We start from the raw sequence: 23,416 nt of genomic DNA on the forward strand, positions 1-23,416 counted from the left end.
CCGCCGTCAGTCTACCGACGGTGCCGCGCCCTCTTCGGGCGGGACCGGCACATGGACGTCCGGAGCGGTACGTCCTCCAGGAGCCTTGCCGCTCGGAGCGGCGTCCGCACCGGACTTCTGTCCCGCCGCGATCCGCGCCTTCGCGGTAGCGGCGTAGATGTCGACGTACTCCTGGCCCGAGAGGCTCATGAGCGCGTACATGATCTCGTCCGTGACGGAGCGCAGGATGAAGCGGTCGTCCTGCATGCCGTGGTAGCGCGAGAAGTCGAGGGGCTCCCCCACGACGACGCCGACGCGGACCGGGCGCGGCATGACCTTGCCGAGCGGCTGGGCATCCTCCGTGGCGATCATCGCGACGGGCACGACGGGGCAGCCGGACTCGAGCGCGAGGCGCGCGACGCCCGTCTTGCCGCGGTAGAGCCGACCGTCGGGGCTCCGCGTCCCCTCGGGGTAGATGCCGAAGAGCCCACCCTCGCGCAGACGCGCGAGTCCCGTGTTGAGGGCGGCCTCGGAGGCCTTGCCGCCCGAGCGGTCGACGGGGATCGTCCCGACGCCGCGGAAGAACTTCGCCTGGAGGCGGCCCTTGAGTCCCGTGCCCGTGAAGTACTCGGACTTGCCGATGAAGACGATCTCGCGGTCGAGGACGATCGGCAGGACGAAGGAGTCGATGACGGCGAGGTGGTTGCTCGCGAGGATCGCCCCGCCGGTCGCGGGCACGTTCTCGAGCCCGCGGGTCCACGGCCGGAAGTACAGCTTCAGCCAGGGACCGGCGACGATCTTCTTCATGAGCCAGTAGAACAACGCAGCTTCCTCCTCGCGCCTCCGACGGGGCGCACCTTCCGACTCTAGAGTGATCTGCATGGTGGAACCCAACGTCGATCCCACGCAGGGCCCTGACAAGGCCTCCGAGGACCTCACGGGCGAGGTCGCGGACGGCGTCCGGGCGACCGACGACGCCGATGCGCACACCTCGGTCCCTGCGGAGAAACCTACCGCACCTGACGCTCCCGACGCGTCAGGCGGCACCGCCGCGGACGCCGCGGACCTCGACACCGACACGGAGTTCGCGCGGATCGTCGCGGGTCTCGACGACGTGCGCGCCGCCACGGACCACGTCGACGTCCGGCGGCAGTCGTGGCTCACCGACGTCCCGACGCTCCCGGGCGTTCACCCCATCGGGCCGCGCGACCATGCAGCCTCGGAGGAGGAGATCGCGCTCGAGGACGAGCAGAGCCACTTCGTCCCGCCGGACCCGGGTCCGATCCTAGGCGGGGACCCCGTCCTCACGACGGCATGGTTCGCGGTGGCCGCGGGCATCCTCGCGCTCGTGGCCTCGGCACTGCTCGTCCGCGTCATGCCGTCCGTCGTCGCGTGGATCGGCGCAGGACTCCTCGCAGGGGGCGCCGGGGTCCTCCTCTGGCGCCTCCCCCACGAGCGGGGGGACTCCCGCGGCGACGACGAGCCCTGGGTGTAGGAACAGGACGACGACGAGGGGCGCGGACCGTCACGGTCCGCGCGCCTCGTCGTCGGGCGTGCGATCAGTGGCGCGCGAGGTCGGCCGCGCCGACCATGCCCGCGTCGTTGCCGAGCGTCGCGATCGCGATCGTCGCGAGCCGCGAGCGGTGGGTGCGGGCCGGCAGGACGCTCTCGTACGCCGCCTGGGTCGGCAGGAGCAGCAGGTCGCCCGCGTCGCCGACGCCGCCACCGATCGCGATGACGGAGGGGTCCATGAAAGCGGTGACGGTCGCTGCGCCCTCGCCGAGCCAGCGGCCGAGCTCCGCGAAGAGCTCGATCGCGAGGGCGTCGCCCTCCTGGGCCGCGGCCGTCACGTGGGGGCCGACGAGCTCGCCGCCCTCGGCGAGCTCGCGCAGCCGCACCGCACGGTCGGGGTGCGCGACGAGCGCGGCGCGTGCTGTCCGCACGAGGGCCGAGCCCGACGCGTACTGCTCCCAGCAGCCGAAGTGGCCGCAGCCGCACAGGCGACCGTCCGGGACGACGCGCATGTGCCCGACCTCGGTCGCGACGCCATACGCGCCGCGCACGAGCTCGCCGTTGACGACAGCGGCCCCGCCCAGACCCGTGCCGACGGTGAGCATGAGGAAGTCGTTCGTACCCGCGCCGACGCCGTAGCGGTACTCGGCCCAGCCGGCGGCGTTCGCGTCGTTCTCGACGACGACGGGGATCGAGGGGTCGGTGAGCTCCGCGACGCGCTCGGCGAGCGGGTAGTCGCGCCATGCGGCGATGTTGGGGCCGAAGGCGACGCTGCGGCGGTCGGGGCTGCAGAAGCCGGCGGCGGCGAGTCCGATCGCACCGATCTCGTGCTCGGCCGCGAGCTCGTGGTACGCGGCCGCGATGGCGCGGTCGATGCTCGGGGCGTCGGTGGGGTCCGTGGGGCGCCGCACCTGCGCGAGGATGGCGCCGTTCTCGTCGACCACTCCGGCCGCGATCTTCGTCCCGCCGATGTCCACTCCGAGCGCGTGCATCCTGATCCAGCTCCTGTCGTCCGGCGGCGCCCGTCAGCGTCGCTCACAACCCCCAAGCGTGCCACAGCACGGGATCGCTTCCAGCACCGGACGTCCCAGATCTCGATGCGCGGCGCGGCGGGCTGCGCGCGCCGCCGGACCTCGCCGTCCGTCCCGTGAATCAGGGACCTAGGTCACGGATCGGTGACGACCGCCCGTGATAATGCGACGGCGGTCACGGCCCGCTCCGCAGGCCGCTAACCTGTGGGCACACGCCCACTGCCACTGGAGTCAGAATGAGCGAGCACAGCACGCCGATCCTCGTCGACCCGCCCCGGTCCGAGAACATCAACAGCCTTCTTGCGGGTCGCCTCGAGCGCTTCCCGGAGATGGCCATCATCGAGGTCAAGGTCGCCGACGGCGTGCCCTGGCGCACCATCACGGCACGGGAGTTCGAGAAGCAGGTCGTCGCGGTCGCCAAGGGCCTCGTCGGCATGGGGCTCGAGCCCGGCGACCGCGTCGGGATCATGTCCCGTACGCGCTACGAGTGGTCGCTCCTCGACTGGGCCGCCTGGGCGGCCGGAGCGGTCCCGGTCCCCCTCTACGAGACGTCGAGCACCAAGCAGGTCCAGTGGATCCTCACGGACGCCGACGTCAAGCACGTCGTCGTCGAGACCTCCGCCCACGCGGACACCGTCGAGCAGGTGCGGCGCAAGTGCCCGACCCTCGGCGACGTCGTCGTCATCGACGACGGCGGCATCGACGCGATCGTGGCGCGCGGCACCGACGTCCCGGACGAGGAGATCGCACGCCGACGGTCGCTCGCGACCCTCGACTCGCTCGCGACGATCATCTACACGTCGGGCACGACCGGCCGCCCCAAGGGCGCCGAGCTCACGCACGAGAACTTCGTCACCCTGAGCCTTAACGCGATCGAGAAGCTCACCGAGGTCGTCGGCGAGCCCGGGCGGCGCACGCTGCTCTTCATGCCGCTCGCTCACGTCTTCGCACGGTTCATCGGGGTGCTCACGGTCCCCGCGAACGTCGTCCTCGGTCACACCCCGGACGTCGGCACCCTGCTGCCGGACCTCGCGGCGTTCAGACCGACGTTCATCCTCTCGGTCCCCCGCGTCTTCGAGAAGGTCTACAACTCCTCCGAGCAGAAGGCGATCGCGGGCGGCAAGGGGAAGATCTTCTACTGGGCCGCCGCGACGGCGATCGCGTGGTCGCGCGCACAGGACGAGGGCAAGGTCCCGTTCATGCTCGCCGCGCGCCACAAGGTCGCCGACGCGCTCGTGCTCAAGAAGATCCGTGCGGCGCTCGGCGGCAACGCGAGCTACGCGATCTCCGGCGGCGCGGCGCTCGGTGAGCGGCTCGGTCACTTCTACCGCGGCGTCGGGCTGACCGTCCTCGAGGGCTACGGGCTCACGGAGACGACGGCACCGATCTCGGTCAACCTCCCGGCGCTCGCGAAGATCGGCACCGTCGGCCCTCCTCTCCCCGGTGCCTCGATCCGTGTCGCCGAGGACGGCGAGCTGCTCACCAAGGGTCCCCAGGTCTTCCGGGGGTACCACAACAACCCCGAGGCGACGGCGGACGCGTTCGAGGACGGCTGGTTCCGCACGGGCGACCTCGGCTCGCTCGACGCGGACGGCTACATCCGCATCACGGGCCGCAAGAAGGAGCTCATCGTCACCGCGGGCGGCAAGAACGTCGCGCCAGCGATCCTCGAGGACCGCGTGCGCGCGCACGCGCTCGTCTCGCAGTGCGTCGTCGTCGGCGACGCGAAGCCGTTCATCGCGGCGATGATCACGCTCGACCTCGAGTCGCTGCCCACGTGGCTCACGGCGCGCGGCAAGCCCAAGCTCACGCTCGAGCAGGCGATGGAGGACCCCGACGTCCTCGCGGCGCTCGACAAGGCCGTGACGCGCGCGAACAAGGCGGTCTCACGCGCCGAGTCGATCCGCAAGTTCCGCATCCTGCCGACGGACTTCACGATCGAGAACGGGTACCTCACCCCGTCGCTCAAGGTGAAGCGGTCCCTCGTCCTCGAGGACTTCGGTGCGGAGGTCGAGGCCCTCTACGACGGGGTCGCGTCGCCCGGCACGGTCTGACACGCACGACGACGACGGCGGCCGCCCTTCCCGGGTGTGCCGCCGTCGTCGTCCGCGCAGGTCGGGGTGTCGTCGCCGAGGGCGTCGCGAGGATGTCGGTGGGTCGGCGTACGGTCACGTCCATGAGCACCTCGGCCTCGCACGCGACGCACCACCCGGGCACCCGGCTGCGGCGTCCCGTCGTCGCCCCGGACGCGGTCGGGGTGCAGGGCTCGCTCGACGACCTCGGCACGGACCTGCGCGACGTGACGTTCGTCGTCGTCGACCTCGAGACCACGGGGACAGCCGCCTCGACCGACGCGATCACGGAGATCGGGGCGGTGAAGGTCCGCGGCGGCGAGATCCTCGGGGAGTTCCAGACGCTCGTCAACCCGGGTGGCCCCGTGCCCCCGCAGATCACCGTCCTCACGGGCATCACGACAGCGATGGTCATCGACGCCCCCCGCATCCAGAGCGTTCTGCCCTCGTTCCTCGAGTTCGCGCGCGGCTCTGTGCTCGTCGCGCACAACGCACGCTTCGACGTGGGCTTCCTCAAGGCCGCAGCCCGCGCGACGGACACACCGTGGCCCGGCTTCGAGGTCGTCGACACCGTCGCGCTCGCGCGCAGGGTCGTGCCCAAGGACGAGGTCCGCAACCACCGGCTCGGAACCCTCGCGGCGCTCTTCGGCGCGACGACCGTGCCCGACCACCGGGCGCTCTCGGACGCGCGCGCGACGGTCGACGTCCTCCATGCGCTGCTCGGGCGTCTGGCCCCGTGGGGCATCACGCATCTGGAGGACCTCGCCTCGGCCGTCGACCCGGTGCCGCCCGCGGTGCGCGCCAAGCGGCACCTCGCCGACGGCACGCCGCGCGGCCCGGGCGTCTACATGTTCCACGCGCCTGACGGCGAGGTGCTCTACGTGGGCACGTCGGTCGACGTCCGCACGCGGGTGCGCAGCTACTTCACCCGGGCGGAGACGCGCCGTCGCATGGCCGAGATGGTGACGATCGCCGAACGCGTCTCGGCGGTGCCGTGCGCGACGCGGCTCGAGGCGCAGGTGCGCGAGCTCCGGCTCATCGCCGAGCACTCCCCTCGCTACAACCGCCGGTCCCGCTTCCCCGAGCGAATGCCCTGGGTGAGGCTCACCGACGAGCCCCACCCGCGGCTGAGCATCGTCACGCAGGTCGTCGCCGAGCACGACGCAGGCGCATCCGCCGGTCGCGGGCACGCCGGCGACCCGGCTCGGCCGAGCGAGCCCGCCGACGACGACGTACGCATCGGCGCAGGCGCGTGGCACATCGGGCCGTTCCTCTCCCGGCGCACCGCGCAGGCGGCGCTCGAGGGCCTCCAGTCCGTGCTCGACCTGCGTCGCTGCACACGCAGGCTGCCGCTCGTCGCCCGTACAGGCGCGGCGGCGTGCCCGCTGCTCGATCTCGGCCGCTGCGCCGGACCGTGCGTCGCGGGCGACGACGACGCCGGCCGTGCGGCGCGCGCGGCGCACGACGCCGAGGTCGTGGGAGCGCGGCTCGCGATGGGTGACGACCCCTCGTCGGTCGTCGAGCGTGCGGTCGCCCGCATCACGCGGTATGCGACAGAGGAGCGCTACGAGCAGGCCGCCGTCGAGCGCGACCGCCTTGCGGCGCTCCTCGACGGCTCCGCGCGGCGCGAACGGTTCGCGCAGATGTCCGAGTGCGCCGAGCTCGTCGCGGCCCGGGCACGCGACGACGGCGCATGGGAGATCGTCGTCGTGCGGCACGGGCGCCTCGCGACGACCGCGGTCGCGCCCGTCGGCACGGACCCGTACCTGACGATCGAGGCAGCGGCCGCCACGGCCGAGGCTGTGCAGCCACCCGTCGCCCCGGCGACCGCGGCACATCCCGAGGAGACGCTGCTGCTCCTCGACTGGCTCGACTCCCCCGGCGTGCGGCTCGTCCGGACGACGCACCCGTTCTCGTGCGCGGTCCGCGGTCCGGGCGCCTACGAGGCCCTCGCGACGCAGGCGCGGCGCGCCCGCGCCACGGGCGAGGTTCTCCCGGACTGAGTCGCTCCTGCACCGCGCGCCCGCACGATGGCAGGATGGGACGAGCACCGCCGGAACCCCACGAAGGAGTCCTCATGCTCACCGCCATCGTCATGATCGACGCGATCCCCGCCCGCATCCCGGAGGTCGCAGAGACGATCACGGCGATCAGCGGCGTCGACGAGGTCTACTCGGTGACGGGTGACAACGACCTCATCGCGATCGTGCGCGTAAAGAACCACGACGACCTCGCGGGCGTCATCGCCGACGGCATCAACAAGGTCGACGGCGTGCAGCGCACGCAGACGCACCTCGCGTTCCGCACGTACTCGTCGAACGAACTCGACCGGGCGTTCGACCTCGGTCTCGGCGACTAGGCCCTCGGGCCCGGCACGGTCAGGGCCTTGCCGACACTGTGAGGGCCTCCCCTACCCGTTCACGGCGTCCCCGGCGCGTCAGTGCCTCGCCGGCGTTCGCGCTCACGATCGACCGCCCTCAGCGGTGTCGGCCGCGCGCCGCGGTCAGGCTTGCGCGGTCCGGCGCACGGCCGACACATTCCGACGCCTAGCCGTCACGGTGCACCGTCAGGCTGACGCGCTCGCGAGCGCCCAGGCCGCGAGCGACTCGCGCGCGGCACCGGAGTCGACCGACGCCGCCGCGTGCGCGAGGCCCGCGTGGAGCCGCTCGACGAGCGAGCCCTCCGCCGTGCCCGCGAGCGAGCCGTCCGCGACGATCGCGGCTGCCGCGTTGAGGAGGACGGTCTCGCGGACGAGCCCGGGCTCACCGTCGAGCACCCGACGCACGACGGCCGCGTTGTGCCGGGCCTCGCCGCCCCGGAGGTCGGCGACCGTGACGGGTGCGAGCCCGAGGTCGGCCACGGCGTCGAGGGTCGACCGGACGACGTCTCCGCCACGCACCTCCCACACGTCGGCCGGACCGTTGGCCGCGAGCTCGTCGAGGCCGTCGGCCCCGCGGAAAACGAGCGCGTGCGTGCCCCGCGTCGCGAAAACCCCAGCCATGAGAGGCGCCATCCGCAGGTCGGCGCAGCCGACAGCGATCGCTCCGGGACGCGCTGGGTTCGTCAACGGACCGAGGAAGTTGAACGCGGTCGGGATGCCGAGCTCGCTGCGCACGGCCCCCGCGTGCCGCATCGCCGGGTGGAAAGTCTTGGCGAAGCAGAACGTGATGCCGGCCTCGACTCCGATGCGGGCGACCCGCTCGGGCGAGTGGTCGAGGTCGATGCCGAGGGCCTCGAGGACGTCGGCGGAGCCCGTCGTCGAGGACGCGGAGCGGTTGCCGTGCTTGACGACCGTGAGCCCTGTTCCGGCCGTGACGATCGCAGCCATCGACGAGATGTTCACAGTGTCGGCCATGTCGCCGCCCGTGCCGACGATGTCGACCGCGCGACCCACGTGGGCGGCGTAGGGCACGGCATGCTCGAGCATGACGTCGGCGAGGGCAGTGAGCTCCTCGACCGTCTCGCCCTTCGCACGCAGCGCGACGAGAAGACCGGCGAGCCGCGCCGGCGGCACCTGTCCGGCCATCACCTGGTCCATGGCCCAGACGACGTCCTCACGAGGAAGATCGTCACGGGCGACGAGCCGACGGAGGATCTGGGGCCACGTCGTGCTCATGAAGTCGTCCTCACCGTGCCTGTGCGGCACCCACCTGCTCGGCGATCGTCCGCTGCACCTCGAACGGGTCAAGAGGACGCGACACCGTCGCGTCCGCGAGGGACCACGACGCGAGCCACGCGTCCTGCGGGCGTCCGACGAGGACGAGGACCCGCGGGCAGAGGTAGATCTCGTTCTTGAGCTGACGGCACAGGCCCATCCCGCCGACCTTGTCAGCCTCGCCGTCGAGGATAACCAGGTCGAAGGACGCGATGTCCTTCCTGTCCAGAAGCGCGTCAGCCGTCGCGACCTCGAGCCACTCGATGTCCGGCGCACCGGCGCGGAGCCGAGGGCCGACGGCGGTGCGGACCTGGTCACGCACCGTGAGGTCGTCGCTGTGCAGGAGGATCCGCGGCGCACGGGTGGACGTGGAGGAGGTGGCCGGCTGGGTCGACATCGTCATCGCCTTCGCTTTGCTGGGCAGGGGCTGTGGTCGTGCTCCACGCATCTTGTCACGGCCCCCGCTGAGTGCTGAAACACGCCGGGTGCGCGGCATGACAAAAGTCATCGAGCCGTCATCAAAACCGTTGAAATCCCGGGGATTCCGCATGGTTGCGCGGCTCTCGAACCGGGTGCGCGCCCATTGTGCGGCACCCGTGAGGGCCCGGGGGAGGTCCAATGGTCCCAGACGGCCGCCTGTTCGGCCATAATGGCTCCCGTGACGACTGCAACCCCCCATGCCCCGAGCGCCCACGTCGGCGTCAACCGGCCGAACCCTGTCTCGGTCGGCACCATCGTGTGGCTCGCCAGCGAGCTCATGTTCTTCGCGGGTCTCTTCGCGATGTACTTCTCCCACCGCTCGGTCATGCCGACGCAGGAGTGGGAGGCGCACGCCTCGAACCTCGCGTTCCCGTTCGCCCTCGGCAACACGCTCATCCTCGTCGCCTCGTCGGTGACCTGCCAGATGGCAGTGTGGGCCGCCGAGCGGTTCCAGCCGCGCCGCTCGGGGTCGCTCCTGCAGGTGGGCCGCTGGGGCATGAACGAGTGGCTCGTGCTGACGTTCATCATGGGCTCGGTCTTCGTGGCCGGCCAGGTGTTCGAGTACGCAGAGCTCGTGCAGCACGGCGTGACGATCTCGTCGAGCCCCTACGGCTCCGTCTTCTTCATGACGACCGGCTTCCACGGCCTCCACGTCGTCGGCGGGCTCATCGCCTTCCTCTTCGTGCTCGCTCGGTCGCACGCCGCCAAGCGCTTCGGGCACCACGAGGCCACGACCGCCATCGTCACCTCCTACTACTGGCACTTCGTCGACGTCGTGTGGATCGCGCTCTTCTTCGTGATCTACGTCCTTCGCTGAGCCCGTACCCGCGCGGACGTCACACCGCGCACCTGACCTACCCACCCCCCACGTCGAGACGAGGACTCCCGTGAAGGCACTCGCCGCCCGCAGGCACCACCGGTTCGCGCCGGTCGTGCTCATGCTGCTGGCGCTGCTCGCCACCGGCGCGCTATACGCCGTGATGACCCCGACCACCGCCAACGCCGACACCACGGCGAGCGCGGAGGACATCGAGTCCGGCAAGCAGCTCTTCCAGGCCAACTGCGCCACCTGCCACGGCGTCGACGCCGGCGGCCGCGACGGCGTGCCGTCGCTCATCGGCGTCGGCGCTGCGTCAGTCAACTTCCAGGTGAGCACGGGCCGCATGCCCATGCAGGCCAGCGGCCCGCAGGCCCCGGTCAAGCCCGCCCAGTTCACGGACGAGCAGGTCGACCAGCTCGCGGCCTACGTCGCGTCCCTCGGAGCGGGCCCGTCGGTCCCCACCGCAGAGATGGTCGACCCTGCGCTCGGCAACGCCGCGAACGGCGCGGCGATCTTCCGCACCAACTGCGCGATGTGCCACAACGCCGTCGGCGCGGGCGGCGCGCTCTCCGAGGGCAAGTGGGCCCCGCCGCTGTGGGACACCACGCCCACGAACCTCTACCAGGCGATGCTCACCGGCCCGCAGTCGATGCCCGTCTTCAACGACGCGAACATCACGCCCGAGGAGAAGCGGGACGTCATCTCGTTCCTCGTCGAGCAGCGTCAGCCGTCCGTCGGCGGTCTGACCCTCGGCTCGCTCGGCCCCGTCTCCGAGGGCCTCTGGGTCTTCGTCATCGGCATGGGCGTCCTCATCGGTTTCGCCGTCTGGATCGGAGCGAAGTCCTCGTGAGCACGAACGACAACAACACCGAGCTCGAACGCACGGACGTCCCCGCGACGTTCGACGACCCGGGCCTCCACGAGCACCGGTATCGCATGGGCGACACCGACCCGGCCGCCAACAAGCGGTCCGAGCGTCAGGTCGTCATCCTCTTCACGATCTCCATCCTCGGTGGCATCGGCGCCCTCGTCGCCTACTTCGCTCTCCCGCTGACCTCGGACCCGGCATCGGTCAAGCAGTCGCACCTCCTGCTGGGTCTCGGTATCGGTCTGAGCCTCCTCGGCATCGGCACCGGTGCGGTCCACTGGGCCAAGACGCTCATGTCCGACCACGAGCTCACGGAGAAGCGCAAGCCCATCGCGTCGGACCAGGCGACGCGCGACGCGGCCGTCCAGGCTCTCCTCGACGGTGCGCGCGAGTCGGCGATCGCCCGCCGCGGTGTCCTCAAGGGTGCGGTCCTCTCGGCCCTCGCGATCTTCCCCCTGACGATCGCAGTGCCGCTCATCGGCTCGGTCGGTGGCGACTGGAACATCTCGAAGTTCCGGCACACCATCTGGCGCAAGGGTCGCCGCCTCGCGATCGACCCGAGCGGCCGCCCCATCAAGGCGTCCGACGTGACGATCGGCTCGGTCTTCCACGTCATCCCCGACGGTCTCCGCGACGAGGAGCACTGGATGGAGGAGAAGGCCAAGTCCGTCGTCCTCCTCGTGCGGCTCGACGAGCGTGACCTCAAGGGCGACCAGTCCCCCTCGGGCGAGACCTGGTCGTACGACGGCATCGTGGCGTACTCGAAGATCTGCACGCACGTCGGCTGCCCCGTGGCGCTGTACGAGCAGCAGACGCACCACCTGCTGTGCCCCTGCCACCAGTCGACGTTCGACATCGCCGACGGCGCCAAGGTCGTCTTCGGCCCGGCGAACCGGCCCCTGCCGCAGCTGCCGATCACCGTCGACGCCGAGGGCTACCTCGTCGCGCAGGACGACTTCGCCGAGCCCATCGGCCCGAGCTTCTGGGAGCGTCTCAAGTGACCACGACCCAGCCCGAGACCGCGATCGGCGCGGCCGCCGACTACCTCGACCAGCGCACCGGCATCGGTTCGGTGGTCAAGGAGTTCGCCCGCAAGATCTTCCCCGACCACTGGTCGTTCCTCCTCGGCGAGATCGCCCTGTACTCGTTCGTCGTCCTGCTCATCTCGGGCGGGTTCCTCACGATGTTCTTCGTGCCGTCCATGGGCTTCACGACGTACCCGTCGGACTCGCTCCCCGTGTCGATGCAGGGCGTGGAGATGTCGGAGGCGTTCGCCTCGACGCTCCACATGTCCTTCGAGGTCCGCGGCGGTCTGCTCATGCGGCAGATCCACCACTGGGCCGCGCTGCTCTTCATGGCGTCGATCGTCACGCACATGATGCGCGTCTTCTTCACCGGGGCGTTCCGCAAGCCGCGTGAGCTCAACTGGCTCGTCGGCTTCACGCTCATGATCCTCGGCCTCCTCGCCGGGTTCTCCGGCTACTCGCTCCCCGACGACGTGCTCTCCGGCAACGGTCTGCGCATCGCCGACGGCGTCGCGAAGTCGATCCCGATCATCGGTGCGTTCGCCTCCTACATGCTCTTCGGGGGAGAGTTCCCGGGCGAGCACATCATCCCGCGCCTCTTCACGGTGCACATCCTGCTCGTGCCGGCGCTCATCCTCGCGTTCGTGGGCATCCACCTGCTCATGGTCGTGCTCCACAAGCACACGCAGTACCCGGGTGGCGGCCGCACGAGCAAGAACGTCGTGGGCTTCCCGGTATTCCCGGTGTACGCAGCCAAGGCCGGCGGCTTCTTCTTCATCGTGTTCGGCGTGCTCGCCGTCATGGGTGCGACGCTCGCGATCAACAACGTGTGGAACTACGGTCCCTACGACCCGTCCCCCGTCTCGGCCGGTGCCCAGCCTGACTGGTACATGCTGTTCCTCGAGGGCGGCCTGCGACTCATGCCCGGCTGGGAGTGGGTGATCGCTGGCTTCACGATCCCGATCAACATCCTCGTGCCCGGCGTCGTCATCCCTGGTCTGCTGTTCACGTTCCTCGCGGTCTACCCGTTCATCGAGGCCCGTGTCACGCAGGACAAGTCCGACCACCACATCCTCGACCGACCGCGGAACGTCCCGGTCCGCACGGGTCTCGGCGTCGCGTTCCTCACGGCGTTCATCATCCTCGTGCTCGCCGGCTCGAACGACCTCATCGCGACGCACTTCGAGATGTCGATCAACACGATCACGTGGATCTTCCGCGTCGGCATCTTCGTCGCCCCGGTGTTCGCCTTCATGGTGACGAAGCGCCTCTGCCTCGCGCTCCAGCGCAAGGACCGCGAGCTCGTGCTCCACGGCCACGAGGCTGCGCGTCTCGTGCGCTTCGAGTCCGGCGAGGTCATCGAGGTCCACAAGCCGCTCACGGACCAGGAGCGTTGGCTCCGCGTCAACTACACGGCGCACGCCCCGCTCGTCATCGAGCCCGGCGAGGACGCCCGTGGTGTCCGTCGCAAGGGATACGCCGCCGACAAGCGCTGGCAGGCGCTCTCCCGGTTCTTCTACGAGGACCGCATCCAGCCCGTCACGCCCGCGGAGATCGCGAACGCGCACGGGTCCCACCACGAGGTCGAGGGCTCCGAGGACGCGCCGCAGATCGGTCACTGATCGACGCGCAGCCTGGAATGCCAGAGACTGAACCTGTGTTCACCTAGCAGGACGTGAGCCCCGCGGCCGGAGACGGCCGCGGGGCTCACGTGCAAGGACGCCGCCGCACGAGACGGCAGCGTCGACACCCGAGGGCGCAAGTCGCCCACGACGATGGAGGCAGCACGGCATGGCCGAGTACACCCTTCCCGACCTCTCCTACGACTACGGCGCACTGGACCCGCACATCTCCGGCCGCATCATGGAGCTTCACCACTCGAAGCACCACGCCGCGTACGTCGCCGGCGCCAACGCCGCGCTCGACGCCCTCGCGGAGGCCCGCTCGACGGGCAACCTCGGCGCCGTCAACATGCTCGAGAAGAACCTCGCGTTCAACCTCGGTGGTCACGTCAACCACTCGGTCTTCTGGCAGAACCTCTCCCCCGAGGGCGGCGACCGTCCCGAGGGTGAGCTCGCCGCCGCGATCGACGAGTTCTTCGGCTCGTTCGACGCCTTCGTCGCTCACTTCACCGCGAACGCCCTCGGCATCCAGGGCTCCGGCTGGTCCATCCTCGCGTGGGACACCCTCGGCCAGAAGCTCATCATCGTCCAGCTCTACGACCAGCAGGGCAACCTGCCCATCGGCGTCGTGCCGCTGCTCATGCTCGACATGTGGGAGCACGCCTTCTACCTCGACTACGTCAACGTCAAGGCTGACTACGTCAAGGCGTTCTGGAACATCGTCAGCTGGTCGGACGTCGCCGCTCGCCTCGAGCGCGCCCGTTCGCAGGGTCAGGGCCTCATCGTCGCCCTCTGACACCCCGGACGTCCCGCAGGGCGGCCACCCACCGGGTGGTCGCCCTGCGGTGTACCTGCACCACTGTCGCGGGCCTCTCAGGTCCGCTGACCTGCGGCGCCGTATCACCGCCCGGGCCCCGGGCTACGATCATGAGAAGCGGGGCGCAAGGCCCCGCCGCGGACCAAGGAGTCGACATGAAGCCGCAGGAGCGCACCGCAGGGCGCGCATTCACGGACACGCTCGCTCACGTTCTCGGACCGCCGCAGGTCGGCGACTACGCAGCCCCGATCCGCCCGGTCAACGCCGAGGAACGGGCGCGCGAGAAGGAGCTGAGGAGCCGCTTCCGCCGGGTCGTAGCACCCGACGGCACGGTCCATCTCGTCGACACACGACCCGACGAGGGCTGAGCACACACACGACGAACGCCCGCACCAGCGCCAGACGGCGCAGGTGCGGGCGTTCGCACGTCCGGCCTCCCCCGAGACCCCCGGTCGCCCGGAAGCCCCGCCGTCGCCCGGAGGACCCTCCCTCGGCCGCGGTCGCTCCCCCACTGCCCCTCGGGGGTATCAGAAGGACCGGCCTGCCCCGCGGGTGATGCCGCAGGCCTGGCGAGACCTCACGAGGTCCGACCTGAGGCACAGTGGGCCCCACCGGCAGTCCTCTTGGGCCCGGTGATGCACCGCGGGTGCTCGCCTGAAGACGGACGAGGCCCCACAGCATCGAGCGTCGTGCTCCGGAGACAGCGAGGGCCGCACCCCGTGGGGTGCGGCCCTCGCTGTCTCCGCGGTGGCCGTGAGGCCGCCAGGGATCGATCAGTGCGCGTGGATGCCGCGCGAGTACTCCATGACCCAGCCGGTCACCGCGATGACGGAGAATCCGGCGCCGATGTAGAAGACCCACCAGCCGGCCGCGAGGCCGAGGAAGCAGATCGACGCGGCGATCGCGAGAACCAGCGGCCACCAGCTCCACGGGGCAAAGGTGCCGAGCTCGCCGGCACCCTCCGCGATCTCACCTTCCGGGTCGTCCTCGGGGCGTGCGTCGATGTGACGCGCGGTGAGCCAGAGATAGCCGGCGATCATGCCGACAAGCCCCGCGAGCAGGAACAGCGCAGCGGTGCCCACGGGCTCGAAGCTGCTCGTCAGGCCGTAGGCGAGCGCAACGATGAGGAAGAACGGCACGAGGGCCGCGAAGAGCCGGGTCTCGATCTTCACTTGTCGTCACCCTTCGGGTCGTCGGTGGCTCCGAGCGCGTTCGGCTGGGCCTGCGGTGCGGACACCTCGCCGTGGACGTAGTCCATCGCGGCGACCTCCGGGTGGTGGAGGTCGAAGGCCGGGCGCTCCGAGCGGATGCGCGGCACCGAGGTGAAGTTGTGGCGCGGAGGCGGGCAGGAGGTCGCCCACTCGAGCGAGCCGCCGAAGCCCCACGGGTCGTCGATCTCGACCTTGGGCGCTCGGCGCCAGGTGATGTAGACGTTCCAGAGGAACGGCAGCGTCGAGGCGGCCAGGAGGAACGAGCCGTAGGTCGAGACCTGGTTCATCCAGGTGAAGCCCTCCTCCGGCATGTAGTCCGGGTAGCGGCGCGGCATGCCCGCGACGCCGAGCCAGTGCTGGACGAGGAAGGTCGCGTGGAAGCCGACGAAGAGCATCCAGAAGTGGACCTTGCCGAGCTTCTCGTTGAGCATGCGGCCCGTGAACTTGGGCCACCAGAAGTAGAAGCCGGCGAACATCGCGAAGACCACGGTGCCGAAGACGACGTAGTGGAAGTGCGCGACGACGAAGTAGGAGTCCGACAGGTGGAAGTCGAGCACCGGCGTCGAGAGGATGACACCCGTGAGGCCACCGAAGAGGAACGTCACGAGGAAGCCGAGCGCCCAGAGCATGGGGGTGTCGAAGGTGAGCTTCCCTCGCCACATCGTGCCGATCCAGTTGAAGAACTTCACGCCTGTCGGGACGGCGATCGCCATCGTCATGAGCGAGAAGAACGGCAGGAGCACGGCGCCCGTGACATACATGTGGTGGGCCCACACGGTGACGGAGAGCGCGGCGATCGCGATGATCGCGTACACCATGCCCTTGTAGCCGAAGAGCGGCTTGCGGCTGAAGACCGGGATGATCTCGGTGATGATGCCGAAGAACGGCAGCGCGATGATGTAGACCTCGGGGTGGCCGAAGAACCAGAAGAGGTGCTGCCAGAGGATGGCGCCGCCGTTCTCCGGGTTGAAGATCTGCGCGCCGAGGCGGCGGTCGGCACCGAGCGCGAAGAGCGCGGCGGCGAGCGGCGGGAACGCCATGAGGATGAGGATCGACGTGACGAGCGTTCCCCACGTGAAGACGGGCATGCGGAACATCGTCATGCCGGGGACGCGCATCGTGATGATCGTCGTGATGAAGTTGACGGCACCGAGGATCGTGCCGAAACCACCCATGGCGAGGCCGAAGACCCAGAGGTCACCACCGAGCCCCGGGCTGAAGGTCGCGTTCGACAGCGGTGCATAGCCGAACCAGCCGAACGACGCGGCGCCCTGACGCGTGAAGAAGCCTGAGCACGCGATGAGGCCACCGAAGAGGTAGAGCCAGTACGCGAACATGTTGAGCCGCGGGAACGCGACGTCGGGGGCACCGATCTGCAGCGGCGTGATGACGTTCGCGAAGCCTGCGAAGAGCGGCGTCGCGAAGAGCAGCAGCATGATCGTGCCGTGCATCGTGAAGAGCTGGTTGTACTGCTCCTTGCTCTGCACGATCTGGATGCCGGGCTCGAAGAGCTCGGCACGGATCACGAGCGCCATCACTCCTGCGATGCAGAAGAAGATGAACGACGTGATGAGGTACATGTAGCCGATCGTCTTGTGGTCGGTGGAGGTGATCCACTTGACGATCGTGCGCCCCATGTTCTTGCGCGCGGGCGCGAGGCCCGGGACCGCGGTCTGGGTGGCGGCGGACATCACTTCTCACCTTCCGTGGACGAGAGGTTGGCGTCGTCCTGCTGGCGGACCAGGTCCATGCCGAGGGCGCCGGTCTGGCCCTTGGCGCGGAGGGCCTCCATCGCGGCGTCGTACTCGGCGCGCGGGACGATCGCGACGTTGAAGAGCATGCCCGAGTGGTGCTCGCCACAGAGCTCGGCGCACTTGCCGGCGTAGAAGCCGATGCGCTCGGGGGTGACGTGCATCTTGTTCGTGCGGTGCGGGATCATGTCGAGCTTGTCGAGGAACGCGGGCACCCAGAACGAGTGGATGACGTCGCGGGAGTCGAGGATGAGCTCGACCTTCTCGCCGACAGGCAGGTAGAGGGTCGGCAGGGACTCGTCGGTGCCCACCGCGCCGTCGAGGCTCGTCGTGCCGCCGAGCTTGGAGACGTCGCTCGCGTGGACGCCGGACTCGTAGACGTCGTCGTCAAGGTAGTTGAAGTCCCAGCTCCACTGCTTGCCGACGACCTGGATGGTCACGTCCGGGGTGTCGGAGGTGTCGCGGATCTCGGCCATGTCGCGCTGCGTGAAGTAGAACAGCACGCCGATCATGATGATCGGGATGGCCGTGTACATCATCTCGAGCGGGATGTGGTACCGCGTCTGGACGGGCAGCTGGTGGTCGTCCTTGCGCTTGCGGTAGGCGACCACGCACCAGAGCATGAGGCCCCACGTGATGAGGCCCACGACGAGAAGAGCGGCCCACGAGCCGACCCACATGTTGGTGATGCGGTCGGTGTGGTTCGTCACCGGCCCGTCGGAGTACCCGGGAAGGAAGCCGCGCTGGGCCTCCTCGGAGCATCCGGACAGCGCGAGCACGACGAGGACCGAGAGCGAGATCGCTCCGATCCTCGTGCGCCGGCTGCGGCTGGGGGGAGTCTGCGAGTGCAAGGGTGGGCCTTTCACGTCACGTCCTGGTGGCGGGCACGCCACTGGGACCTTGGTCCTCATCGGTCCGAGCCTATCGCTTCCCACCACCTCTTCTCCCCAGGTTGCGCACGCAGGTCACGTCACTTCCCGAGGTTGTGTCACCAAGAACCCCGCGGGCGCTCGGATAGCGTTCGGGTGTGACCCCGACCACCCCATCAGCCCCCGCCTCCCCCCGCGTCGTCCTCGACGCCGGGGGCGCCGCACCGCTTCTGCCGGAGACGCTCGAGGCGCTCTACGCCGCTCGCCTCGAGGCCTGGTCGGGTCCCCGACGGCTGCACTCCGAGGGGCGGCGCGCGAACCTCCTCCTCGGTGCGGCACGCGAGACCGTCGCGGCCGCCGTCGGGGCACGCACCGAGGAGGTGCGCTTCGCGCCGTCGCACACGGCGGCGCTCCACGCGGCCGTCGGGGCGATCGCTCCCGCGCGACGGCGTATCGGTCGGCGCATCGTCGCGAGCGCCGTCGAGCGTTCCGCCGTCCTCGCCGCGGCCGAGCACACGTCGCCCGACGAGGTGACCCTGGTCCCGGTCGACAGTCTGGGACGAGTCGACGCGGACGCCTTCGGGACGGCGGTCGCAGGCGAGGGCGTCGGGCTCGCGTGCCTCCAGCACGCCAACGCCGAGGTCGGCACGCTGCAGCCCGTCTCGGCGGTCCATGCCGCTGCGCGCACGGCAGGCGTGCCGCTGCTCGTCGACGCCGGCGCGTCGCTCGGCCACGTCGACGTCGGTCCGTCGTGGGACGTCCTCATCGCGGACCCTGCGGACTGGGGCGGCCCCGACGGCGTGGGCGTCCTCGTCGTCCGTGCCGGGGTCCGCGCCCGGGTCCTCACCCCTGAGGACCCGGACCCGTGGTTCCCCGGCGGCGCGAGCACGGCGGTCGCGTTCGCCGCCGCGGTCTCGCTCGCCGCGGCCCGCTCGCGGCAGGCGGCCGAGGACGCACGGCTGCGCGCGCTCGTCGCACGCATCCGGGAGCGCGTCCCGACGCTCGTGCCCGACGTCGACGTCGTGGGCGACCCGACGGACCGGCTCCCCCACGTCCTGACTTTCTCGTGCCTCTACGTCGACGGCGAGGCGATCCTCGGCGAGCTCGACGCGGCCGGCTTCGCGGTCGGCTCGGGTTCTGCGTGCACGTCCCTCACGCTCCGGCCGAGCCATGTGCTCGCCGCGATGGGCGCGCTCACGCAGGGCAACGTGCGAATCACGCTCCACCCGGGCGTCTCGGAGGACGACGTCGAGCGCTTCTGCGCCGTCCTGCCCGGCGCCGTCGCCCGCGTGCGCGCACGGCTCGGCGCCGACCTGCCCTGAGCGGGCCCCTCCCGAGCGCTTCCCCGCGACGCACGAGGCCCGGAACCCCATCGGGGTCCCGGGCCTCGGTCAGGCTGTCAGCGGATCAGCTGAAGGAGTCACCGCACGCGCACGAGCTGCCCGCGTTGGGGTTGTCGATCGTGAAGCCCTGCTTCTCGATCGTGTCGGCGAAGTCGATCGACGCGCCCTCGAGGTACGGGACGGACATCTTGTCGACGACGACCTCGACGCCGCCGAAGTCGCGCGTCGCGTCGCCGTCGAGCAGACGCTCGTCGAAGTAGAGCTGGTAGATGAGTCCGGAGCAGCCGCCCGGCTGCACCGCGACACGGAGGCGGAGGTCGTCGCGCCCCTCCTGCTCGAGGAGGCTGCGGACCTTGTCCGCGGCGACGTCGGTGAGGTCCACGCCGTGCGTGGTCTCGGTGGTCTGCGAAGTCTCGCTCATGTAGGTCTCCGGACGTGATGGCGGCAGGGACGGGTGTCCATCGGGTGCAACACCCTCGGTCCCCGCGATGTTCCCGGCCAGCGTACGCCGCCTCGCAGGCGGAGGCCGGAGACGTTCACCACACGCCCACGTCGGCAGGGATCAGAGCCGCCAGGTCCGGGCGACGCGCGCGACCCTGTCCGAGGCGTCGTCGAGCGTCGTGCCGTCGGGACCGACTACGTCGTCGGCGGAGCGCCAGCCGGTCTCGTGGACCGCCGCGACGCCGAGCGCGGACCACTCACGACGCCCGGACAGTGACGTCCCCGCGAGGACGACGACGGGGACCGCGGCGTCGAGCGCCGCCTCCGCGACGACGGGAAGCACGCCGTCGTGCGACTCGTCGCCGTCGAGCAGGGGGACGAGCACGACGACGAGGTCAGCTGCCGCCACGCGCCCCGCGACGCCCGCAAGGTCGGCGACGAGGGTCGCCGCCGGGACGAGCGGCACGCCGAGCGCGGCGAGAGCGAGCGCCGCTCCCCCGCCGGCCGCGCCGCCCCTGAGCGCCCCGAGCTCCCGGGCATGGTCGGCGACGGCGCGCGCGCTCGTCGTCGGTGCCGCCGCCCCGCCGAGCAGGTCGCGTCCGACGAGCGTGCCCGCACGTGCGGCGGCGATCGCATGGACGAGGTCGCCGAGGGAGCGCTCGAGCTCCTGCGACGACGCGGCATCGAGGACGTCGGGGGTGAGGCTGCCTGCCAGGCCGCCGAGGCCGAGGAGCGCGTCGGGCGCGAGGTGGGCGACGCGGACGTCGCGCCCCGCGAGGGCACGACGCAGCGCGCCGAGGTCGGGCAGGTCGGCGGAGGACACTCCGCGCAGCGCCGGGCCGCCCCGATCGAGCCGCGCCGCGTCCGGTACGGGAGTCCCGAGGCCCTCGGCGAGCCCGACCAGCAGCCCGGCACCGCCGTCGGCCCACGGGACCGTCGTCGCCGGCGCGCGGCCGAGAGCAAGGAGCACCGTGCGCGCCTCGGTCCCGAGCGCGGACGCGAGGAGCGTTCCGAGAGCCCGCGACGAGCCGCGTGACGCGGCCTCGGCAGGGTCGGTCCCGGGCGCGGCGAGGGACGCGTCCGAGAGGACGACGACGTCGGTCATGCCACCGAGCGCCTCGGCGGTGCCCGGACGCCCGTCGGCGAGCGGGACGACGTCGACGACCACGTCCTCGACGGTCCGGCGCCAGGCGTCCGCGACCCCTTCCGCCACCTGGGGGCCACGGGGGCCCCATCCACCTGAGCTCACGACGACGACACGCACCCACCCATGGTCGCACCCTCGCCCGGTCGGTCCCGCACGCCCGGACAACCCTGGGGCGGGGCGGCCGGATGTGGGACGATACCGGGCGTGACGACGAACGCGACCTTCTCCGAGCCCGCCCCCTCCGCGCTCCTGCTCCTCGGGCAGGGGACCGACCTCGCGTCCGAGCGCGGGGTCGAGTGCACGGGCGACCTCCCGCCCGCGAGCAGCCCCGACCTCGTGGAGCGCGCGCGTGCGGCGAAGGCCGCGCTCGGCGATCGCGTCTTCGTCCTCGGTCACCACTACCAGCGCGACGAGGTCATCGAGTTCGCCGACGTCACGGGAGACTCGTTCAAGCTGGCGCGGGAGGCCGCGGCGCGGCCCGAGGCCGAGTTCATCGTCTTCTGCGGCGTGCACTTCATGGCGGAGTCCGCGGACATCCTCACGACCGCCGACCAGCAGGTCGTCCTCCCGGACCTCGCTGCCGGCTGCTCGATGGCTGACATGGCGACGATCGACCAGGTCGAGGACGCCTGGGACGTGCTCGTCGAGGCTGGGGTCGCGGACCTCACCGTCCCGGTGACGTACATGAACTCGACCGCGGCGATCAAGGCGTTCACCGGGCGCCACGGCGGCACCGTCTGCACGTCGTCGAACGCGCACGTCGCGCTGCGATGGGCCTTCGACAAGGTCGGCGGCGTCGACGGCACGGGCAAGGTCCTCTTCATGCCGGACCAGCACCTGGGCCGCAACACCGCGCTCGGCGCGCTCGGCATGGCGCCTGAGGACTGCGTCGTGTTCGACCCCCGCAAGCCGGACGGCGGCCTCACGGCGCAGCAGCTCCGTGACGCGCGGATGATTCTGTGGCGCGGGCACTGCTCGGTGCACGGCCGCTTCTCCCCGCAGAACGTCGTCGACGTGCGCGCGGCGGTCCCGGACGTCACGGTCATGGTCCACCCCGAGTGTCGCAACGAGGTCGTCGCGCTCGCCGACAAGGTCGGCTCGACGGAGTTCATCATCAAGGCGCTCGACGCGGCCGAGCCCGGTTCGTCGTGGGCGATCGGCACGGAGCTCAACCTCGTGCGCCGGCTCGCGAAGGCCCACCCGGACAAGCAGGTGCACTACCTCGACTCGACCGTGTGCTTCTGCTCGACGATGAACCGCATCGACCTGCCGCACCTGGTGTGGTCGCTCGAGCAGCTCGTCGCGGGGACGGTGCCCAACCGCATCGTCGTCGACGCTGACGACGCCCACTGGGCGCGTGTCGCGCTCGACCAGATGCTCGCGCTGCCCGGGGTCTGACGGAACGCGCGCGCGTCACAGAACCCGATACCCGGCGTAGCGGGTACCTCCCGGGCGGGGTTACCCTGCTCGGGTGTTCCGAACGATTCAGCTCGCGCTCGCAACCTCTCGCCCACGTCGACCCGTGCCAGGGCTCGACCTCCTCGGCACGTCCGTCACACGCATGCGCGTCAACATCGGCGACCTCGACCTCTACCGCCACGTCAACAACGGCATCTACCTGCAGATGATGGACGTCGCGCGCATCAACTACATCGCCGACCTCGGTCTCATGCCCGAGCTCGGGCGGCGCGGCTGGTACCCGGTCGTCGCGAACTCGACGATGTACTACCGACGCTCCCTCACGCTCGGCCAACGGTTCGAGATCCGCACGCGCACCCTCGGCTGGGACGACCGCTGCGTCTTCCTCGAGCAGACCTTCCACCGCGGCGACGAGCAGATCGTCCGTGGCGTCGTCGCCGGGCGCTTCCTCTCGCGCGACCACAGCCGCGTCGCCGGCTCCGACGTCGCCGCGGCGGCCGGCCACACCGAGGCCTCCCCCGTGCTCCCGGCGGACGTCGCCGCGTGGGCCGACGCGTTCGACATCGTCCACCGGCCCCGCTGAACGCCAGCCTCGCCGAGCACCAGCATCGCGCCCAGGGACCTGTTGGTCCCGGGGCACCCCTGCCCGTCGACTAGGCTGGCACGGTGTTCAAGAAGAACCGTCCCGCCGCGGACGTGACCCCACAGTCCGTGCCCGAGGTCGCGCCGGAGCTCGACCACTCGACCGACGCGCGCCGTAAGTCGGGGCCCACCCCTCGGCGCAGCGACGTCGTGGCCAGCAACAAGGTGCCCCTCGTCACCGACGACCGCCGGGCCGCCGCGAAGGCGCAGCGCGCCGAGATGCGCAAGCAGCGCGACGTCGAGTACCAGGCGATGCTCTCGGGCGACGAGCGCCACCTGCCCTACCGCGACAAGGGGCCGGTCAAGCGTTTCGTGCGCGACTGGGTCGACGCGCGACGCAACCTCGGCGAGGTGTTCCTCTTCTTCGCGCTCGCGATGATGGTCATCCTCTTCGTCACGCCGCTCATCGCGTCGGACGCCATCACGATCATCCTCATGACCTTCCTCTACGGCGTGGTCCTCGTGACGATCGCCGACGGCTTCCTCCTGTGGCGCAAGCTCCGCAAGGCGCTCGTCGCGAAGTTCGGCGAGGACGTCGACCTCAAGGCCCAGCGCTGGTACGCCGTGACGCGTGCATACCAGATCCGTCGGGCACGCCTGCCCAAGCCGCAGGTCAAGCACGGCCAGTACCCGTCCTGACGGACGCACCAGCTCGACGACGCGAGCCCCCGACCCATCAGGTCGGGGGCTCGCGTCGTCGTGAGGGATCCGG

General features: G+C 70.7%; 23 protein-coding genes. 14 read left to right on the forward strand and 9 right to left on the reverse strand.

All coding sequences use genetic code 11. The features are described 5' to 3' along the window. Window positions 1–6 precede the first annotated feature (6 nt). Complete coding sequence (locus G7063_RS08730; protein ID WP_166415282.1) at window positions 7–786, reverse strand: 1-acyl-sn-glycerol-3-phosphate acyltransferase; 780 nt, start codon at window positions 784–786, stop codon at window positions 7–9. A 73-nt stretch (window positions 787–859) separates the two neighbouring features. Here G7063_RS08730 and G7063_RS08735 point away from each other — a divergent pair, with 73 nt between their 5' ends. Further along, window positions 860–1,474 carry a hypothetical protein gene (locus G7063_RS08735; RefSeq protein ID WP_166414052.1) on the forward strand — a complete coding sequence of 205 codons (615 nt, stop codon included), beginning with the start codon at window positions 860–862 and terminating at the stop codon, window positions 1,472–1,474. A 64-nt stretch (window positions 1,475–1,538) separates the two neighbouring features. Here the strand turns inward: G7063_RS08735 and G7063_RS08740 are convergent, their stop codons facing one another. Continuing rightward, window positions 1,539–2,483: an ROK family glucokinase gene (locus G7063_RS08740; protein ID WP_166414053.1), complete on the reverse strand. Its 945-nt coding sequence runs from the start codon at window positions 2,481–2,483 to the stop codon at window positions 1,539–1,541. A gap of 275 nt (window positions 2,484–2,758) precedes the next feature. Here G7063_RS08740 and G7063_RS08745 point away from each other — a divergent pair, with 275 nt between their 5' ends. From G7063_RS08745 to G7063_RS08755, 3 genes are all read left to right on the forward strand, one after another. Next, the gene (locus tag G7063_RS08745) at window positions 2,759–4,576 is read left to right on the forward strand and encodes a long-chain fatty acid--CoA ligase (protein WP_166414054.1); all 1,818 of its coding nucleotides are present in this window, start codon (window positions 2,759–2,761) and stop codon (window positions 4,574–4,576) included. A gap of 122 nt (window positions 4,577–4,698) precedes the next feature. Continuing rightward, on the forward strand, window positions 4,699–6,597 hold the full coding sequence (locus G7063_RS08750) for a DEDD exonuclease domain-containing protein (RefSeq protein WP_240916010.1): 1,899 nt from the start codon (window positions 4,699–4,701) through the stop codon (window positions 6,595–6,597). Window positions 6,598–6,671: 74 nt separating this feature from the next. Then, complete coding sequence (locus tag G7063_RS08755; RefSeq protein WP_166414056.1) at window positions 6,672–6,953, forward strand: Lrp/AsnC family transcriptional regulator; 282 nt, start codon at window positions 6,672–6,674, stop codon at window positions 6,951–6,953. 207 nt (window positions 6,954–7,160) lie between these two features. Here the strand turns inward: G7063_RS08755 and trpD are convergent, their stop codons facing one another. Together trpD and G7063_RS08765 are read right to left on the reverse strand one after the other, a co-directional pair. Next, window positions 7,161–8,210: an anthranilate phosphoribosyltransferase gene (gene trpD, locus G7063_RS08760; protein ID WP_166414057.1), complete on the reverse strand. Its 1,050-nt coding sequence runs from the start codon at window positions 8,208–8,210 to the stop codon at window positions 7,161–7,163. A gap of 10 nt (window positions 8,211–8,220) precedes the next feature. Beyond that, entirely contained in the window at window positions 8,221–8,652 is a 432-nt protein-coding gene (locus G7063_RS08765) for a response regulator transcription factor (protein WP_166414058.1), read from the reverse strand. Window positions 8,653–8,898: 246 nt separating this feature from the next. Here G7063_RS08765 and G7063_RS08770 point away from each other — a divergent pair, with 246 nt between their 5' ends. The 6 genes from G7063_RS08770 (at window position 8,899) to G7063_RS08795 (ending at window position 14,249) form a co-directional block, all read left to right on the forward strand. Then, window positions 8,899–9,546: a cytochrome c oxidase subunit 3 gene (locus G7063_RS08770; RefSeq protein WP_166414059.1), complete on the forward strand. Its 648-nt coding sequence runs from the start codon at window positions 8,899–8,901 to the stop codon at window positions 9,544–9,546. Window positions 9,547–9,616: 70 nt separating this feature from the next. Continuing rightward, a complete protein-coding gene (locus G7063_RS08775) occupies window positions 9,617–10,399 on the forward strand; it encodes a cytochrome c (protein WP_166414060.1) in 783 nt (260 codons plus the stop codon). Next, window positions 10,396–11,418: a ubiquinol-cytochrome c reductase iron-sulfur subunit gene (locus G7063_RS08780; protein WP_240916012.1), complete on the forward strand. Its 1,023-nt coding sequence runs from the start codon at window positions 10,396–10,398 to the stop codon at window positions 11,416–11,418. Before G7063_RS08775 ends, G7063_RS08780 begins: the two co-directional genes overlap by 4 nt. Further along, window positions 11,415–13,064: a cytochrome bc complex cytochrome b subunit gene (locus G7063_RS08785; protein ID WP_166414061.1), complete on the forward strand. Its 1,650-nt coding sequence runs from the start codon at window positions 11,415–11,417 to the stop codon at window positions 13,062–13,064. Before G7063_RS08780 ends, G7063_RS08785 begins: the two co-directional genes overlap by 4 nt. 169 nt (window positions 13,065–13,233) lie before the next feature. After that, window positions 13,234–13,860, forward strand: a complete 627-nt coding sequence (locus G7063_RS08790) for a superoxide dismutase (RefSeq protein ID WP_166414062.1) — start codon at window positions 13,234–13,236, stop codon at window positions 13,858–13,860. 176 nt (window positions 13,861–14,036) lie between these two features. Next, a complete protein-coding gene (locus G7063_RS08795) occupies window positions 14,037–14,249 on the forward strand; it encodes a hypothetical protein (RefSeq protein WP_166414063.1) in 213 nt (70 codons plus the stop codon). 405 nt (window positions 14,250–14,654) lie between these two features. Here G7063_RS08795 and G7063_RS08800 read toward each other — a convergent pair whose 3' ends face one another. From G7063_RS08800 to coxB, 3 genes are read right to left on the reverse strand one after another with little or no spacing between them, the layout of a single operon-like run. Next, complete coding sequence (locus G7063_RS08800; protein WP_166414064.1) at window positions 14,655–15,053, reverse strand: cytochrome c oxidase subunit 4; 399 nt, start codon at window positions 15,051–15,053, stop codon at window positions 14,655–14,657. Continuing rightward, the gene (gene ctaD, locus G7063_RS08805) at window positions 15,050–16,783 is read right to left on the reverse strand and encodes a cytochrome c oxidase subunit I (RefSeq protein ID WP_240916013.1); all 1,734 of its coding nucleotides are present in this window, start codon (window positions 16,781–16,783) and stop codon (window positions 15,050–15,052) included. The genes G7063_RS08800 and ctaD overlap by 4 nt, the downstream gene beginning before the upstream one ends. Continuing rightward, window positions 16,783–17,694 (reverse strand): cytochrome c oxidase subunit II, encoded by a 912-nt coding sequence (gene coxB, locus G7063_RS08810; RefSeq protein WP_240916014.1) that lies wholly within the window; start codon window positions 17,692–17,694, stop codon window positions 16,783–16,785. The genes ctaD and coxB overlap by 1 nt, the downstream gene beginning before the upstream one ends. A 176-nt stretch (window positions 17,695–17,870) precedes the next feature. On the opposite strand from coxB, the gene G7063_RS08815 reads away from it, so the two are divergent. After that, window positions 17,871–19,034, forward strand: a complete 1,164-nt coding sequence (locus tag G7063_RS08815) for a cysteine desulfurase family protein (RefSeq protein WP_166414066.1) — start codon at window positions 17,871–17,873, stop codon at window positions 19,032–19,034. An 85-nt stretch (window positions 19,035–19,119) separates the two neighbouring features. Here G7063_RS08815 and erpA read toward each other — a convergent pair whose 3' ends face one another. Together erpA and G7063_RS08825 are read right to left on the reverse strand one after the other, a co-directional pair. Continuing rightward, window positions 19,120–19,476 carry an iron-sulfur cluster insertion protein ErpA gene (erpA, locus tag G7063_RS08820; RefSeq protein WP_166414067.1) on the reverse strand — a complete coding sequence of 119 codons (357 nt, stop codon included), beginning with the start codon at window positions 19,474–19,476 and terminating at the stop codon, window positions 19,120–19,122. A gap of 141 nt (window positions 19,477–19,617) precedes the next feature. Then, window positions 19,618–20,664 carry a glycerate kinase gene (locus tag G7063_RS08825; RefSeq protein ID WP_166414068.1) on the reverse strand — a complete coding sequence of 349 codons (1,047 nt, stop codon included), beginning with the start codon at window positions 20,662–20,664 and terminating at the stop codon, window positions 19,618–19,620. A gap of 174 nt (window positions 20,665–20,838) precedes the next feature. On the opposite strand from G7063_RS08825, the gene nadA reads away from it, so the two are divergent. The 3 genes from nadA to G7063_RS08840 all read left to right on the forward strand — a co-directional run bounded on the left by nadA (window position 20,839) and on the right by G7063_RS08840 (window position 23,343). Continuing rightward, window positions 20,839–22,041 (forward strand): quinolinate synthase NadA, encoded by a 1,203-nt coding sequence (gene nadA / locus G7063_RS08830; protein ID WP_240916269.1) that lies wholly within the window; start codon window positions 20,839–20,841, stop codon window positions 22,039–22,041. A gap of 73 nt (window positions 22,042–22,114) precedes the next feature. Continuing rightward, window positions 22,115–22,645, forward strand: a complete 531-nt coding sequence (locus tag G7063_RS08835; protein ID WP_166414070.1) for an acyl-CoA thioesterase — start codon at window positions 22,115–22,117, stop codon at window positions 22,643–22,645. Between the two features lie 83 nt (window positions 22,646–22,728). Then, a complete protein-coding gene (locus tag G7063_RS08840) occupies window positions 22,729–23,343 on the forward strand; it encodes a DUF3043 domain-containing protein (protein ID WP_166414071.1) in 615 nt (204 codons plus the stop codon). Window positions 23,344–23,416 lie beyond the last annotated feature (73 nt).

The organism is Sanguibacter sp. HDW7, assembly GCF_011300875.1.
In the GTDB taxonomy this organism is placed as follows: domain Bacteria; phylum Actinomycetota; class Actinomycetes; order Actinomycetales; family Cellulomonadaceae; genus Flavimobilis.